This window comes from Pseudomonas sp. Pseusp21 (assembly GCF_059492145.1).
The window spans coordinates 5663990-5677418 of sequence record NZ_CP168520.1 but is presented as its reverse complement, the minus strand read 5'-3'; the positions used below and the strand labels follow the sequence as shown (position 1 = coordinate 5677418).

13 protein-coding genes are annotated in these 13429 nt (G+C 60.6%); 3 read left to right on the top strand and 10 right to left on the bottom strand.

Annotated features, from left to right (window positions below; all coding sequences use genetic code 11):
* Positions 1-73: 73 nt before the first annotated feature.
* Together ACEN93_RS25905 and ACEN93_RS25900 are read left to right on the top strand one after the other, a co-directional pair.
* The gene (locus ACEN93_RS25905) at positions 74-796 is read left to right on the top strand and encodes a 1-acylglycerol-3-phosphate O-acyltransferase (RefSeq protein ID WP_074687887.1); all 723 of its coding nucleotides are present in this window, start codon (positions 74-76) and stop codon (positions 794-796) included.
* 135 nt (positions 797-931) lie between these two features.
* The gene (locus tag ACEN93_RS25900) at positions 932-1903 is read left to right on the top strand and encodes a magnesium and cobalt transport protein CorA (protein WP_285412396.1); all 972 of its coding nucleotides are present in this window, start codon (positions 932-934) and stop codon (positions 1901-1903) included.
* Between the two features lie 39 nt (positions 1904-1942).
* Here ACEN93_RS25900 and ACEN93_RS25895 read toward each other — a convergent pair whose 3' ends face one another.
* The 3 genes from ACEN93_RS25895 to ACEN93_RS25885 all read right to left on the bottom strand — a co-directional run bounded on the left by ACEN93_RS25895 (position 1943) and on the right by ACEN93_RS25885 (position 6128).
* Entirely contained in the window at positions 1943-2665 is a 723-nt protein-coding gene (locus ACEN93_RS25895; RefSeq protein ID WP_011333222.1) for an amidotransferase, read from the bottom strand.
* A 95-nt stretch (positions 2666-2760) separates the two neighbouring features.
* Positions 2761-4905 carry a 3-hydroxyacyl-CoA dehydrogenase NAD-binding domain-containing protein gene (locus ACEN93_RS25890; protein ID WP_495610669.1) on the bottom strand — a complete coding sequence of 715 codons (2145 nt, stop codon included), beginning with the start codon at positions 4903-4905 and terminating at the stop codon, positions 2761-2763.
* Between the two features lie 17 nt (positions 4906-4922).
* Positions 4923-6128, bottom strand: a complete 1206-nt coding sequence (locus ACEN93_RS25885) for an acetyl-CoA C-acetyltransferase (RefSeq protein ID WP_039769940.1) — start codon at positions 6126-6128, stop codon at positions 4923-4925.
* Positions 6129-6753: 625 nt separating this feature from the next.
* Here ACEN93_RS25885 and ACEN93_RS25880 point away from each other — a divergent pair.
* A complete protein-coding gene (locus ACEN93_RS25880) occupies positions 6754-7539 on the top strand; it encodes a c-type cytochrome (RefSeq protein WP_052266581.1) in 786 nt (261 codons plus the stop codon).
* A gap of 14 nt (positions 7540-7553) precedes the next feature.
* Here the strand turns inward: ACEN93_RS25880 and ACEN93_RS25875 are convergent, their stop codons facing one another.
* From ACEN93_RS25875 to ACEN93_RS25845, 7 genes are all read right to left on the bottom strand, one after another.
* Entirely contained in the window at positions 7554-8363 is an 810-nt protein-coding gene (locus tag ACEN93_RS25875; RefSeq protein ID WP_085710657.1) for a transglutaminase family protein, read from the bottom strand.
* Positions 8360-9310 carry an alpha-E domain-containing protein gene (locus ACEN93_RS25870; protein WP_007959974.1) on the bottom strand — a complete coding sequence of 317 codons (951 nt, stop codon included), beginning with the start codon at positions 9308-9310 and terminating at the stop codon, positions 8360-8362. Before ACEN93_RS25870 ends, ACEN93_RS25875 begins: the two co-directional genes overlap by 4 nt.
* Positions 9311-9322: 12 nt before the next feature.
* A complete protein-coding gene (locus ACEN93_RS25865; protein ID WP_495610668.1) occupies positions 9323-10732 on the bottom strand; it encodes a circularly permuted type 2 ATP-grasp protein in 1410 nt (469 codons plus the stop codon).
* Between the two features lie 478 nt (positions 10733-11210).
* Positions 11211-11558: a ribonuclease E inhibitor RraB gene (locus tag ACEN93_RS25860; protein WP_007959978.1), complete on the bottom strand. Its 348-nt coding sequence runs from the start codon at positions 11556-11558 to the stop codon at positions 11211-11213.
* A gap of 210 nt (positions 11559-11768) precedes the next feature.
* Positions 11769-12002 (bottom strand): hypothetical protein, encoded by a 234-nt coding sequence (locus ACEN93_RS25855; RefSeq protein ID WP_074687606.1) that lies wholly within the window; start codon positions 12000-12002, stop codon positions 11769-11771.
* 156 nt (positions 12003-12158) lie between these two features.
* Positions 12159-13034, bottom strand: a complete 876-nt coding sequence (speE, locus tag ACEN93_RS25850) for a polyamine aminopropyltransferase (RefSeq protein ID WP_495610667.1) — start codon at positions 13032-13034, stop codon at positions 12159-12161.
* 134 nt (positions 13035-13168) lie between these two features.
* Positions 13169-13360 (bottom strand): PLDc N-terminal domain-containing protein, encoded by a 192-nt coding sequence (locus ACEN93_RS25845; RefSeq protein ID WP_007959984.1) that lies wholly within the window; start codon positions 13358-13360, stop codon positions 13169-13171.
* Positions 13361-13429 lie beyond the last annotated feature (69 nt).

Below are 13429 nucleotides of genomic sequence, written 5' to 3'. Positions count from 1 at the left end.
CTCTATAGCGGCAATTGCCGAAAACAGTGCACATCCGTACACTGCGCCACCTTTTGTCCCGATGGGCCTGAAAATGCTGTTCGTGTTTCGTATGTTGTTGATGGGCCTGCACTTTATTCTGGCGGGAGTCCTCGGTGTGATCCTCGGGCTGTGCCGCCCATTCAATCCGGACAACAGTCGTCTGTGTGCCCGTCTCTATGCACTGCCGGCCATGTGCATTTTGCGTTTGCGAGTGAAAGCCGATGTCGGGCCGTTGATGAACAAGCCCGACAGCTGCGTGATCATCGCCAACCATCAGTCCAACTATGACCTGTTCGTGTTCGGCAACGTGGTGCCGCGCCGTACCGTGTGCATCGGCAAAAAGAGCCTGAAGTGGGTGCCACTGTTCGGGCAGCTGTTCTGGCTGGCGGGCAATGTGTTGATCGATCGCGGGAACGCGCACAAGGCGCGCCAGTCGATGCTGACCACCACCGACACTTTGCAGCACAAAGACACCTCGATCTGGGTCTTCCCGGAAGGCACCCGCAACCTGGGTGAAGAACTGCTGCCATTCAAAAAAGGCGCGTTCCAGATGGCCATCGCCGCCGGGGTGCCGATCGTTCCGGTGTGTGTCAGCAGCTACATCAAGCACATGCGTCTGAACCGCTGGCACAGCGGGAAAGTTCTCATACGCTCGCTGCCGGCAATTCCTACCGCTGGCCTGACCATGGATGACATGCCCATGCTCATTACCCAATGCCGCGAGCAGATGCGCGAATGTATCGATGCGATGGATCGGCAGCTGCAAGCCGCGTGAATAAAGAAGCCCGCCCAGTGCGGGTTTTCTTTTGCCCGGTGAACTGTGCAGATTTCACTGACTCTCAAGCAGCGACACGGCTAAGCTGAAGCCATGTCTCCCCTGCCATCTGCCAAGAAGAAGTGAATCAACACCATGGGTCGAGTTGTTGCTGCTGCGGTTTACAGCGCTGGTAAAAAAGTCACCAATATTTCCCTCGACGAAGGTGCGGCCTGGGCCGCCAAGACCGGCCACTTTGTCTGGATCGGACTCGAAGAGCCGAGTGCCCAGGAACTGTCCAACCTGCAACGCCAGTTCAACCTGCACGAACTGGCCATCGAAGACGCTCTGGAAAAACACAGCCGGCCAAAGCTGGAAACCTTTGGCGACGCGCTGTTCATCGTCACCTACTCGCCGGTGCGCGAGCACGGGATTCTGCAGTTCATCGAAACCCATATCTTCGCCGGCAAGGGCTACATCATCACTGCCCGCAATGGCCATTCGGCGTCCTACGCCCATGTCCGCCAGCGCTGTGAGGCGCGGCCGCTGTTGCTGGAACACGGGGAAGATTTCGTACTGTATGCGCTGCTGGATTTCGTGATCGAAAACTATCAGCCGGTGGGCGAAGCGATCCATGCAGAGATTGATGAGCTGGAACGCAACGTGCTGTGCAGTGCGCTCAATGAACACGACATCCAGAAACTCCATGGCCTGCGCCGAGACGTCTTGCGTTTGCGCCGTTACGCGGCGCCGATGGTGGAAATCGGCGAGGAGCTGCAGAAGCTGAGCTTCCCCTTCATCGACAAGAACATGCGCCCGTACTTCCGTGATGTGCAGATCCATGTGACGCGGCAGATGGAAGACCTGACCACCCTGGCCGACATTGCCAGCCAGACCATCGAAATCGGCGTGCTGCTGGAGGCGTCACGCCAGAGCGTGGTGCAGCGCAAATTCGCCGCGTGGGCGGCGATTCTGGCGTTCCCCACGGCAGTGGCGGGGATCTACGGGATGAACTTCCAGAACATGCCGGAGCTGAGCTGGCACTACGGCTATTTCGGCGTACTGGGCTTTATCACGGTCGGCTGCGTGAGCCTGTGGGCGAGCTTCAAGAAATCCGGTTGGCTATAAGAAAAAACGCCCCCGTGCAAGGCACGAGGGCGTTCGAATTCAAGCGGCGGTCGGCTTGTGCGCCACGAAGCGCATCATCCACTCCGCCACCGTGGTGCCGTGGTGCTGATGTTCCAGGCTGGCCACACCCTTGCTGTACACCTGCTCGCCCAGCGCTTCCTGACGCAGATCCAGCAACGCCCGCGAGTAGTCGTGAATGAACTCCGGATGCCCCTGGAAGCACAGCACCTGATCGTTGATGTGGTACGCGGCGAACGGGCAGAAATCGCTGGAAGCAATCACCGTGGCGTTCTCCGGCAACGCCGTGACCTGATCCTGGTGGCTGATCAACAGCGTCAGCTCTTCGCGCACCGGGCTCATCCACGGCGCCTTGGCCGCCAGTTTGTAGTTGTGAATGCCGACACCCCAGCCTTGAGTAGCACGCTCGCTCTTGCCGCCCAGCAACAGCGCCAGCAGCTGATGGCCGAAGCACACGCCGAGCAGTTTGTCGCCCCGCTCGTAGCGGGTCAGCAGGTATTGCTTTAGGGTCTGGATCCACGGGTCGGTGCCGAACGAGTCGGCCTTGCTGCCGGTGACCAGATACGCATCGAAAGTCAGGTCATCACTCGGATAGTCGCCCTGCATCACGTTGTACACCGTGAACTCGGCGGCGATCGGCTGTTGCGAGAACAGGCGCTGGAACATCTGCCCGTAACCCTGATATTGATCGACCAGTTCCGGACGCAGGATGTCGGTTTCCAGAATGCAGATGCGTAGCGACATAAAAAATACCTGACACGTGATGGGAATAATGCACACCCCAGAGCCTGCCTTGAAACCACCCGGCAAGGCAAGCCCCGAAATGCCTCCCCTCCCCGTTAGAACAACTCGCCTTTCGCGGCTTTTTCCAGCAGCAACGCAGGCGGTGCGAAACGCTCGCCGTACTGTTCCGCCAGGTACTGCGCCCGCGCGACGAAGTCCTTCACGCCATATTGATTGATGAACTGCAACGCGCCGCCCGTCCATGCCGCAAAACCGATGCCGAAGATCGAGCCGACATTGGCGTCCGCCGTCGAGGTCAGCACGCCCTCTTCCACGCAACGCACGGTTTCGATGGCCTGCACGAACAGCAACCGATCACGTACATCCTTCGGCGAAATCTGCCCGTCGGCTTTCTCGAAACGGGCTTTCAGTTCGGGCCATAGATGTTTCTGCCCACCTGCCGGGTACTCATAAAAACCGCCTCCCCCTGCCTTGCCCGGCCGCTTGTATTCGTTGAGCAGCAAGTCAATCACGGCGAACGCCGGGTGCTCAATCAGCGGTTTCCCTTCTGCCTGCAGGTCTTTGGCCGTTTGCTGACGGATATGGCTCATCAGGCTGAGGGAAACTTCGTCGGATATCGCCAGCGGCCCGACAGGCATGCCGGCCTTGCGCGCTTCGGTCTCGATCATCGGCGCACTGACGCCCTCACCCAGCATGGCAATGCCTTCATTGGTGAAAGTGCCGAATACCCGCGAAGTGAAGAAACCACGACTGTCGTTGACCACAATCGGGGTTTTCTTGATTTGCAGTACGAAATCGAACCCGCGTGCGAGGGTTTCGTCGCTGGTTTGCGCGCCTTTGATGATTTCCACCAGCGGCATCTTTTCCACCGGGCTGAAGAAGTGCAGGCCGATGAACTTGCTTTGATCCGGCACTGCGGTCGCCAACCCCGTGATGGGCAAGGTCGACGTGTTGGAAGCAATCACCGCGTCGGCGCCGACCACCTGCTGTGCTGCTGCCGAGACCTTGGCCTTGAGATCACGATCCTCGAATACCGCCTCAATGATCAGATCGCAACCTGCCAGATCGGCGTCGCTTTCGGTCGGATGGATGCGCGCCAGCACCGCTTCACGCTGCTGCGCAGTCATCTGCCCGCGAGCGACTTTCTTGTCCAGCAATGCCGCCGAATGGGTTTTGCCCTTTTCCGCAGCCGCGAGGTTGATGTCTTTGAGCACCACGTCGATCCCGGCCGATGCGCTGACATAGGCGATCCCGGCGCCCATCATGCCCGCGCCGAGCACGCCCACGCGCTTCGTCACATAAGGCGCAAAACCCTGCGGCCGCGAACCGCCGGCATTGATTTCATTGAGCTGGAACCAGAAGGTGCCAATCAGGTTTTTCGAGATCTGGCCGGTGGTCAGTTCGGTGAAGTAGCGGGTTTCGATCAGGTGCGCCGTGTCGAAATCCACCTGCGCGCCTTCCACCGCCGCACACAGAATCTTCTCCGGCGCCGGCAACGTGCCCTGGGTTTTGGTGCGCAGGATCGACGGCGCAATCGCCAGCATCTGCGCGACTTTCGGATTGGATGGCGTGCCGCCGGGAATCTGATAGCCCTTCACATCCCAACGCTGCACGGCCGCGGGATTGGCCAGAATCCAGGCCCGGGCCTTGGCCAGCAGCTCATCGCGATCCGCTGCCAGTTCATCAATCAGCCCCGCCTGCAACGCCTGCTGCGGACGGACTTTCTTGCCTTCAAGCAGATACGGCAAAGCCTTTTCGATGCCCAGCATGCGCACCATCCGCACCACGCCACCGCCGCCCGGCAACAGGCCGAGGGTCACTTCCGGCAAACCGAGCTGCACCGACGCATCGTCCAGTGCCACGCGGTGGTGGCAGGCCAGGCAGATTTCCCAGCCGCCGCCGAGCGCCGCGCCGTTGATCGCCGCGACCACCGGTTTGCCGAGGGTTTCCAGGGTGCGCAACTGGCCCTTGAGGGTCAGCACCATGTCATAGAAGGCCTTGGCTTCGGGCTTGCCGACCTTGATCAGTTCATTCAGGTCGCCACCGGCGAAGAAGGTTTTCTTGGCCGAGGTGATGATCACCCCGGCGACGTCCTCTTTTTCCGCCTGCAAACGGGCGACGCTTTCGGCCATGGCCTCGCGGTACACCGAGTTCATGGTGTTGGCGCTCTGGCCCGGCATGTCGATGGTCAGGAGGACGATGCCGTCCTGGCCTTTTTCGTAACGAATGGCTTGGGTCATGACAGGATTCCTTGGGGTCAGAGGCGTTCGATGATGGTCGCGATGCCCATGCCGCCGCCGACGCACAGTGTCGCGAGGCCGTAGCGCAGGCGCCGGGCTTCCAGTTCATCGAGCAAGGTGCCGAGGATCGCGCAACCGGTGGCGCCCAGCGGGTGGCCCATGGCGATCGAGCCGCCATTGACGTTGACCTTGTCCGGGTCGACAGCCATGTCCTTGATGAACTTCAGCACCACCGAGGCGAACGCCTCGTTGACTTCAAACAAGTCGATGTCTTCCACCCGCAGCCCGGCCTTGGCCAACGCCTTGCGAGTGGCCGGCGCCGGGCCGGTGAGCATGATGGTCGGATCGGTGCTGGTGACCGCCGTGGCGACGATCCGCGCCCGGGGTTGCAGGCCCAACGCGCGGCCCTTGGCCTCGGAGCCGATCAACATCAGCGCCGCGCCGTCGACGATCCCCGAGCTGTTGCCCGGCGTGTGCACATGGTTAATCCGCTCGACATGGCTGTAGACCCGCAACGCCGTGGCGTCGAAGCCCATCTGGCCAATCATTTCGAAACTCGGCTTGAGCTTGCCCAGACCTTCAAGAGTCGACTCGGCGCGAATGAACTCATCGTGATCGAGCAGGATGATGCCGTTCTGGTCCTGCACCGGCACCAACGACTTGTTGAACGAACCGTCGGCCCGGGCACGGGCGGCTTTCTGTTGCGAATGCAGCGCGTAGGCATCGACGTCCTGGCGGCTGAAGCCTTCAAGGGTGGCGATCAGGTCGGCGCCAACGCCTTGTGGCGTGAAGTGGCTGTGCAGGTTGGTCTGCGGGTCCAGCGCCCAGGCGCCACCGTCGCTGCCCATCGGCACGCGGGACATGGACTCCACACCACCGACCACTACCAGATCCTCGAACCCGGAGCGCACTTTCATCGCCCCCAGGTTCACCGCTTCCAGCCCGGAAGCGCAGAAGCGGTTGATCTGCACACCCGCGACGCTGACGTCCCAATCGGCCACCTGCACGGCGGTCTTGGCGATGTCGGAGCCCTGATCGCCAATCGGCGTGACGCAACCGAGCACCACGTCATCGACCTGGCTGGTGTCCAGCGCGGTGCGCGCCTGCAAAGCGGTCAGCAGCCCGGCCACCAGGTTCACCGGTTTGACGCTGTGCAGCGAACCATCGGCCTTGCCCTTGCCACGGGGCGTGCGTAACGCGTCGAAAATCAAAGCTTGGGTCATGACGTCCTCGAACCTGTGCGGTGAGTGAAATTCGTGCTGTCACTGTTGTCTTCGCAGGCGACGGATTCAATGACCACAGCGCTCAATGACGTTGACGCGCACGCTCAGACGGACGGTCATCCATGGCTTGGTTAACCGGTTCAGGTGTGCGAGCTGTCTAGCAAACGGGCGGCAAAGAAGCTGGCAATGGGCCTCATGCCTTTTTAATCGCAACCGGTAGCAAGTACATACGAAATGGATCTAAGCGAAGCGTGACGCGGGCCCTAAGGTGAAGATGTACGTTGTTGTCGTCGGGTTTTGCCGAGGCAGACGTTCTTCAACAGGAAGTGCAGCGCTTGCCATCATGGATATGCAGGCAGGCATCAGGAAATAACAAAAAAGGCGGTCAAGCCATGTTCAAACAACCGAAAGTACGGCAAGCAGGACTCATTCTTTTCGCCACGACGCTGTTGTTGATTCTGCCGAACCTGACCAAGGTCCTCGGCTGACTCAAGCGGCAGGTATTGTTTATCGCCACTGAAAATGTGACTGGCCCGCTATCCGGGCCAGCGTGGCTGTGCCAACCTTTGCGCACTTCCACGACACGGACGGCGATCACTTGAAAACGCTCATTCTGTTCGGGGCCATGCTGCTGAGCATGCCCCTGTCTGCCGCGCAGTTGAACCTGGAGCTGGGCGCGAACAGCCGCACCTGGCAGACCGAGGAGTTGCTCAAGCATCCTCAGGTACAAACCCTCACGATCAAGAATGATGTGTCCTACAAGAAGGACATGACTTATCGGGCCGTGCCGATTGCCGCGCTGCTGACCGGCATCAAACCGGACGATCACCTGCAAGCCGTAGCGCTGGACGGTTTTGCCGCTGAGCTGTCTGCGGCTCCATTACTAAAAACCCAAGGCTCACGCGCCTGGCTGGCCATCGAAGATCCGGCGCAGCCCTGGCCGCCGCTGTCGGAAGGCAAGCACAGCGCCGGGCCGTTTTATCTGGTGTGGACCGATCCGCAGGCCGGCAATATCAGCCCGGAACAATGGCCATTCGAAGTGGCGAGCATCAAGCGCATGGCACCGGTGGCCGAACGCTTCCCTGCCCTGTTGCCGGCCCCTGCGTTGAAGGCCGATGACCCGGTGAATCAGGGTTTCGCGCTGTTCCAGAAGAATTGTCTGGCGTGCCATCGCCTGAATGGCGCGGGCGATGCGCAGTTTGGGCCGGATCTGAATATCCCGTACAACCCGACCGAGTACTTCGGCGCGGACTTCCTCAAGCGCTACATCCGCGATCCGCAGAGTCTGCGTCAGTGGCCGCAGGCGAAGATGCCGGGGTTTAACGCCGAGGTGTTGCCGGATGCGGATCTGCAGAAACTGATCGGGTATTTGCAGCACATGGCCGGGCGCAAGGTTGCGCCCGCCAAGTAAACCGACCACATCGTTTACTGCTGCTGCACCGAGATGATTGGCGCTGGTGTCGGCGACACCAGCACTTTCGCGTGCATCTGCTCTGACCCGCCGCCCCGGCGCATGCCGCGCACCGGACAGGCATCCAGATAATCCAGACCCACCGCCAGTTTCAGGTGCCGCTCCGGCCGCGCCAGTTCATTGGTCACGTCAAAGCTGTACCAGGCGTCATCGATCCAGGCTTCGGCCCAGGCGTGACTGGCCAGATGCTCGCAATCCTCGCTGTACAGATAACCCGACACATAACGTGACGGCACGCCAAGGCTGCGCGCGCAGGCCAGAAACGCATGGGCGTGATCCTGGCAAACACCCGCTCGCCCGGCAAACGCTTCGGCGGCGCTGGTGTCGACTTCGGTGGAACCCGGCTTGTAAGTCATGTGCTGGTTCAAACCGTGCATCAGATCGATCAATGCGTTGCGGTCACGTCGTTGCTTGCAGGACTTCTCGGCAAACGCCCGCAATGCCTCGTCAGCCTCGGTCAGCCGGGTGAACCGCAGGAACGGCAGCGCCGACTGACTCTCGTGCTCCGCCTCGCGCAATTCGTCGATATCAACCTGCCCCCGGGCGCCGATGATGATCGCTTCGTGGGGCTCGTCCATGGTCAGGACGTGCAGGATGTTGCCGAACGGATCGAGCTGGGCGCGCACCGGGCGCGGCAGGTCAAGCTGCCAGCTCAGCACGTGCTGACGCTCGCTGTCGTGGGGTGTCAGGCGCAGGTACTGGATGCTCGCGCGCACCTGATCTTCGTAGTGATAGGTGGTCTCGTGGCTGATGGAAAGTCTCATGCGGCCTCCAGGTAGGAACTGTGAATGGCGTTGCCCAACTGGCGCACCAGCGGGATGAATTCGGTGAGCCAGGCGTGCAGCCCTTCCTCGAGAATTTCTTGAATGCCGGTGTAGCGCAGACGCGCGTCCATTTCCGCCGCCAGTCGTTGCGCAGGACGACCGTTGGCCCCCGGCAGTTGCGCGAGGATCTGGTCGATCTCTTCGGTGCAGGCCCGCAGCGAACGCGGCACGTCGGCGCGCAACAACAGCAGCTCGGCCACATGCCGGGCGCCGGGCGCATCGCGATAGATCTCGGTATAGGCCTCGAACGATGACAAGGCCCGCAACAGCGCACTCCACTGGTAATAGGCGTGAGCGGTGCCGTCGCTGACAGCTTCCGCCTGATCGCCTGCCATTTCGTAACGCGCATCGAGCAGACGCAACGTGTTGTCAGCGCGTTCGATAAACGTACCCAGGCGAATGAAACGAAACGCGTCGTTGCGCATGATGGTGCCGTAGGACGCGCCCCGAAACAGGTGCGAACGCTCCTTGATCCACTCGCAGAAACGGCTCATGCCGTAGCGACTGAGGCCCTGATTGGCGATCCCGCGGATCTCCAGCCAGGTGGCGTTGATGTTCTCCCACATGTCAGCGGTGATTCGTCCTCGCACCGCATGGGCGCTGGCCCGTGCCGCACCTAGGCAGCTGTAGATGCTTGCCGGGTTGGCCGCGTCGAGGGCGAAGAAGTGCAGCAGTCGCTCGGCATGCAACTCGCCGTGGCGTTCCAGGTAATCGTCCAGCGTGCCGGTGATCAACAGCGGCATCGCCAGTTCGTGCAGACCGTCGCCACGGCCGTCCTGCGGCATCAGCGACAGCGAATAGCTGACATCGAGCATCCGTGCGAGGTTTTCCGCCCGCTCCAGGTAACGCGACATCCAGTACAGATCCGAGGCAGTTCTACTTAACATGGCAGGCTTCCTTCAATCCTCGACCACCCAGGTGTCTTTGGTTCCGCCACCCTGGGATGAATTCACCACCAGAGAGCCTTCGCGCAGGGCGACACGGGTCAAACCGCCGGGCACGACCCGGGTTTCGCGGCCGGACAATACAAACGGGCGCAGGTCGATATGGCGCGGCGCAATGCCGTTTTCGACAAAGGTCGGACAGGTCGACAGTGACAGCGTCGGTTGCGCGATGTACGCGTGGGGCTTGGCCTTGATCCGCTCGCGGAACGCATCGATTTCCGCCGTGGTCGCCGCCGGCCCCACCAGCATTCCGTAACCGCCGGAGCCCTGGGTTTCCTTGACCACCAGATCCGGAAGATTGGCCAGTACATGGGAAAGCTCGAACGGGTTGCGGCATTGCCAGGTCGGCACGTTCTTCAGGATCGGTTCTTCGTCTAGGTAGAAACGGATCATCTCGGTGACAAACGGATACACCGATTTGTCATCCGCCACGCCGGTGCCGATGGCATTGGCCAGCACCACGTTGCCGGAGCGATACGACGACAGCAGTCCCGGCACGCCAAGCATCGAGTCCGGGCGGAAGGCCAGCGGATCGAGGAACGCGTCGTCGAGCCGGCGGTAGATCACGTCCACCGCTTTCGGGCCGTCGGTGGTGCGCATGAAGACTTTGTCGTCGCGCACGAACAGGTCCGCGCCCTCCACCAGCTCCACGCCCATTTCCCGGGCGAGAAACGCATGCTCGAAAAACGCACTGTTGAAGCGTCCCGGTGTCAGCACCACCACACTAGGGTCGTCGATCGGGCTCGAGCTTTTCAGGGTGTCGAGCAGCAGGTTCGGGTAATGATCGATGGGCGCGATGCGCTGGGCCGCGAACAGCTCGGGGAACAGGCGCATCATCATCTTGCGGTCTTCGAGCATGTAGCTCACGCCGCTCGGCGTACGCAGGTTGTCCTCGAGCACGTAATACGTGCCGTCGCCGTCGCGCACCAGATCGACGCCGGAGATGTGCGAATAGATATCGCGGTGCAGATCCAGCCCCTGCATCGCCAACTGGTATTGCTCGTTGGCCAGCACCTGCTCGGCGGGAATGATCCCGGCCTTGATGATGCGTTGCTCGTGGTAAAGGTCGGCGAGGAACATGTTCAACGCCTTGACCCGCTGGATGCAGCCGCGCTCGACGATCCGCCACTCGCTGGCCGGAATGCTGCGCGGAATGGTGTCGAAGGGAATCAGGCGTTCTGTCCCTTGCTCGTCCCCGTAGAGCGTGAAAGTGATCCCAGCACGATGGAACAGCAGATCGGCCTCGCGTCGCCGCTGGGCCAGCAGCTCGTCAGGTGTCTCGGCCAGCCAGCGGGCAAACTCCCGGTAATGCGGGCGGATCTGGCCGCCGGCATCATACATCTCATCAAAATAGGTGCGGATCATGCCGTACTCCTTGTCACTCCGGACATACAGGCCTTCGCAAGGCCCGTGCCATCGGCATAAACGCTTTGATTTCAATCGGTTGGATATTCACGCCACACGCGCCGCACCATTCCTGTGCGGCAAATGCTCCAACCTGATCGCCCCCGCTTCATTGCGACGCAATCCCGTCGCCTATCACCAGCATAGTCAGAGTTGATTTCACTGCCCGCAGGCCACTGCGGATAATCCGCGCATCCGCTGCAAAAACGTCGCTGACGAAGTACGCAGCCTCACTGATCCGGCTTGCCTCGGCAGCCCTCCCGGCCGTAACCCTGACCGGTTTCCTCTCCTTCCGGTCTTCCCTTTTAGCCACCTTTTCAGGTGGCTTTTTTTTTGCACCGGTTTCTTGTTTCAGGGTTTTGCCATGCGCTTTCGGGGCCGTAGAAACGACAACGGCCGACCCGAAGGTCAGCCGTAGCTCGACGTGTTGCGAGAGTGATCAGTTCAAACGATGCCGGTTGCGGATCTCCTGTTTCACGCCCCAGCCTTCGATGATGCCGCCCAAGGGCTCGACCACCGCCGAGAAGCCCTGCTCGAAATCGCCAATGTCGTCGTAGGTTGCGTACATCACCTTGCTCAATTCCAGAGACCAGGCGCCGTCGTCGCGCGCACTGACCTGGGCATTGATGGATTCACCGCGAAATTTGCCTGCCGCCCTGCGCGCCCGCTCCTCGTCCGGGAAAATGGCGTAGAACTCGATGGGATGGAATCGGGAAAAATCGAAACCGCCTTCTTTCATGCGGCGCAGCACGCTGCTGCTGATGTCTTCTTGATAGGCTGTGCTCATGAATCGTCCCCCTCGCATAGATGGATAGACTTTCCGTATTCCCTGCACTGGCCCACTGGGCCCGGGTGCTTACGGCAACCGCGTTGCCGGCGGGAAACAAGCATGTAGCTGACAAGACCAGACCTTAGCGATCCGTTCGCTGATCTCGCTTGCAGAGTAGCCCCAAGATAGAGCCGCTGCCAAGGCCTGGTACATGAAGAAAATGAAGATTCAGATTGGGGTGATGCTGCGGATTTCGATGCTGTTCTGGGTTTTCAGGCTTTTTACGCCGGCATCGGCGGTGCGCCCTTCCAGATCGTTCAGGTCAAGCTCGGCGGCGACTGGCAGGAATCGTTCCTTGATGAGGCGGGCTGCCCGTTCATGGCTGGGGCATTCCTCGCACTCGAAGACTTCGTCGATCGTTTCACCATGATCGTCCACGAAAGTGACTTTCCACTTTGACATCGGAGCCTCCTCGATCAAACCCGCAAATGGGCTTACACCTATCTCGACTTTTGTCAGGATTGATCGTTCAAAAGGTTTACACCGATGCAACATGAAAAAAGCCGAGGCCGGTGTGTTTTCGCACACCGGCCTCGGCTTTTTCTGACCCGCGAACGATCAGTCGTTGCTTGGCTTGCTCACCGCTTGCAGCACGTATTGCGGCAAGGCGAAAGCACCGATGTGGATTTCCGGGTTGTAGTAGCGGGTGACGATGCCGCTGCCGATGAAGCGCTGTTGCAGCACTTCGCGGCTCAGCTTGCGGTAGGCCGGGTTGGTCGAGCCCCAGGCAAAGGTCATCGAACCGCCGATGTAGGTTGGGACGGCTGCCTGATAGAAGTGCCAGTCCGGGAACAGGCTGCGCAGGCGGCCGGCAGTGGTTTTCACTTCTTCGATCTGCATGAACGGCGTGCCGTTCTGGGTCACGAGGATGCCGCCCTCGTTCAGGCAGCGGTGGCAGGCCTGGTAGAAGTTTTCCGAGAACAGCACTTCGCCCGGGCCGATCGGGTCGGTGGAGTCGGAAATGATCACGTCGAACTTTTCAGTGGTGGTGGCGACGAAACGCATGCCGTCGTCGATCACCAGATTCAGGCGTGGATCGTCGTAGGCGCCCTTGGAGTGGTTCGGTAGAAACTCTTTGCACATGTCGACCACGGTGCCGTCGATCTCGACCATGGTGATGTGCTCGATGCTGGCGTGTTTGGTCACTTCGCGCAGCATGCCGCCGTCGCCACCGCCGATGATCAGCACGCGCTTGGCGGTGCCGTGGGCGAGGATCGGCACGTGGGTGAGCATTTCGTGGTAGATGAATTCATCGGCTTCGGTGGTCTGGATCACGCCGTCCAGCGCCATCACCCGGCCCATGCGCGGGTTCTGGAAGATCACCAGGTGCTGGTGTTCGGTGCGCACTTCGTGCAGCAGTTTTTCCATGCGAAAACGCTGGCCGTAGCCTTCGTAGAGGGTTTCCAGGTATTCGCTGGTCTTGGTGACGGTCATGGTGAAGTGCTCCGATGAATGCGCGGGCGCCAATCGTCAGGTTCGATTGCCCGGGAAAGGCGCGCATTCTACGTTGCCGAAGATGACAGGTCGAACCTCAGTTCATCGGCCCGACCCGATCAGGGTGCGAACGGTCAGATCCGCACGTTGCCCCGCGGCCCGGCAATCGCCCAGATGATCAGGCCCAGCACCGGCAGGAGGATGATCAGCAGCACCCAGAGGATTTTCATCCCGGTCTCGGCGCCGCTTTTCAGCACATTGATGATCGCCCAGATGTCGAGCGCAAGAATGATCAGGCCGACCAGGCCGTTGAACGTGGAACCCATGGTGTCGCTCCAGAATAGTGGCATGCACTTTTAGGATAGACGGTCGCGCTCAGGGTTCCCTTTTATTGC

Bases quoted from the DNA above. Each gene is read 5' to 3' on its own strand.
- ACEN93_RS25865 (WP_495610668.1), bottom strand. From the start codon at position 10,732: ATGATCCGCACCTATTTTGATGAGATGTATGATGCCGGCGGCCAGATC.
- speE (WP_495610667.1), bottom strand. From the start codon at position 13,034: ATGACCGTCACCAAGACCAGCGAATACCTGGAAACCCTCTACGAAGGC.
- ACEN93_RS25870 (WP_007959974.1), bottom strand. From the start codon at position 9,310: ATGTTAAGTAGAACTGCCTCGGATCTGTACTGGATGTCGCGTTACCTG.
- ACEN93_RS25845 (WP_007959984.1), bottom strand. From the start codon at position 13,360: ATGGGTTCCACGTTCAACGGCCTGGTCGGCCTGATCATTCTTGCGCTC.
- ACEN93_RS25895 (WP_011333222.1), bottom strand. From the start codon at position 2,665: ATGTCGCTACGCATCTGCATTCTGGAAACCGACATCCTGCGTCCGGAA.
- ACEN93_RS25855 (WP_074687606.1), bottom strand. From the start codon at position 12,002: ATGTCAAAGTGGAAAGTCACTTTCGTGGACGATCATGGTGAAACGATC.
- ACEN93_RS25880 (WP_052266581.1), top strand. From the start codon at position 6,754: ATGCTGCTGAGCATGCCCCTGTCTGCCGCGCAGTTGAACCTGGAGCTG.
- ACEN93_RS25875 (WP_085710657.1), bottom strand. From the start codon at position 8,363: ATGAGACTTTCCATCAGCCACGAGACCACCTATCACTACGAAGATCAG.
- ACEN93_RS25860 (WP_007959978.1), bottom strand. From the start codon at position 11,558: ATGAGCACAGCCTATCAAGAAGACATCAGCAGCAGCGTGCTGCGCCGC.
- ACEN93_RS25885 (WP_039769940.1), bottom strand. From the start codon at position 6,128: ATGACCCAAGCTTTGATTTTCGACGCGTTACGCACGCCCCGTGGCAAG.
- ACEN93_RS25900 (WP_285412396.1), top strand. From the start codon at position 932: ATGGGTCGAGTTGTTGCTGCTGCGGTTTACAGCGCTGGTAAAAAAGTC.
- ACEN93_RS25890 (WP_495610669.1), bottom strand. From the start codon at position 4,905: ATGACCCAAGCCATTCGTTACGAAAAAGGCCAGGACGGCATCGTCCTC.
- ACEN93_RS25905 (WP_074687887.1), top strand. From the start codon at position 74: ATGCTGTTCGTGTTTCGTATGTTGTTGATGGGCCTGCACTTTATTCTG.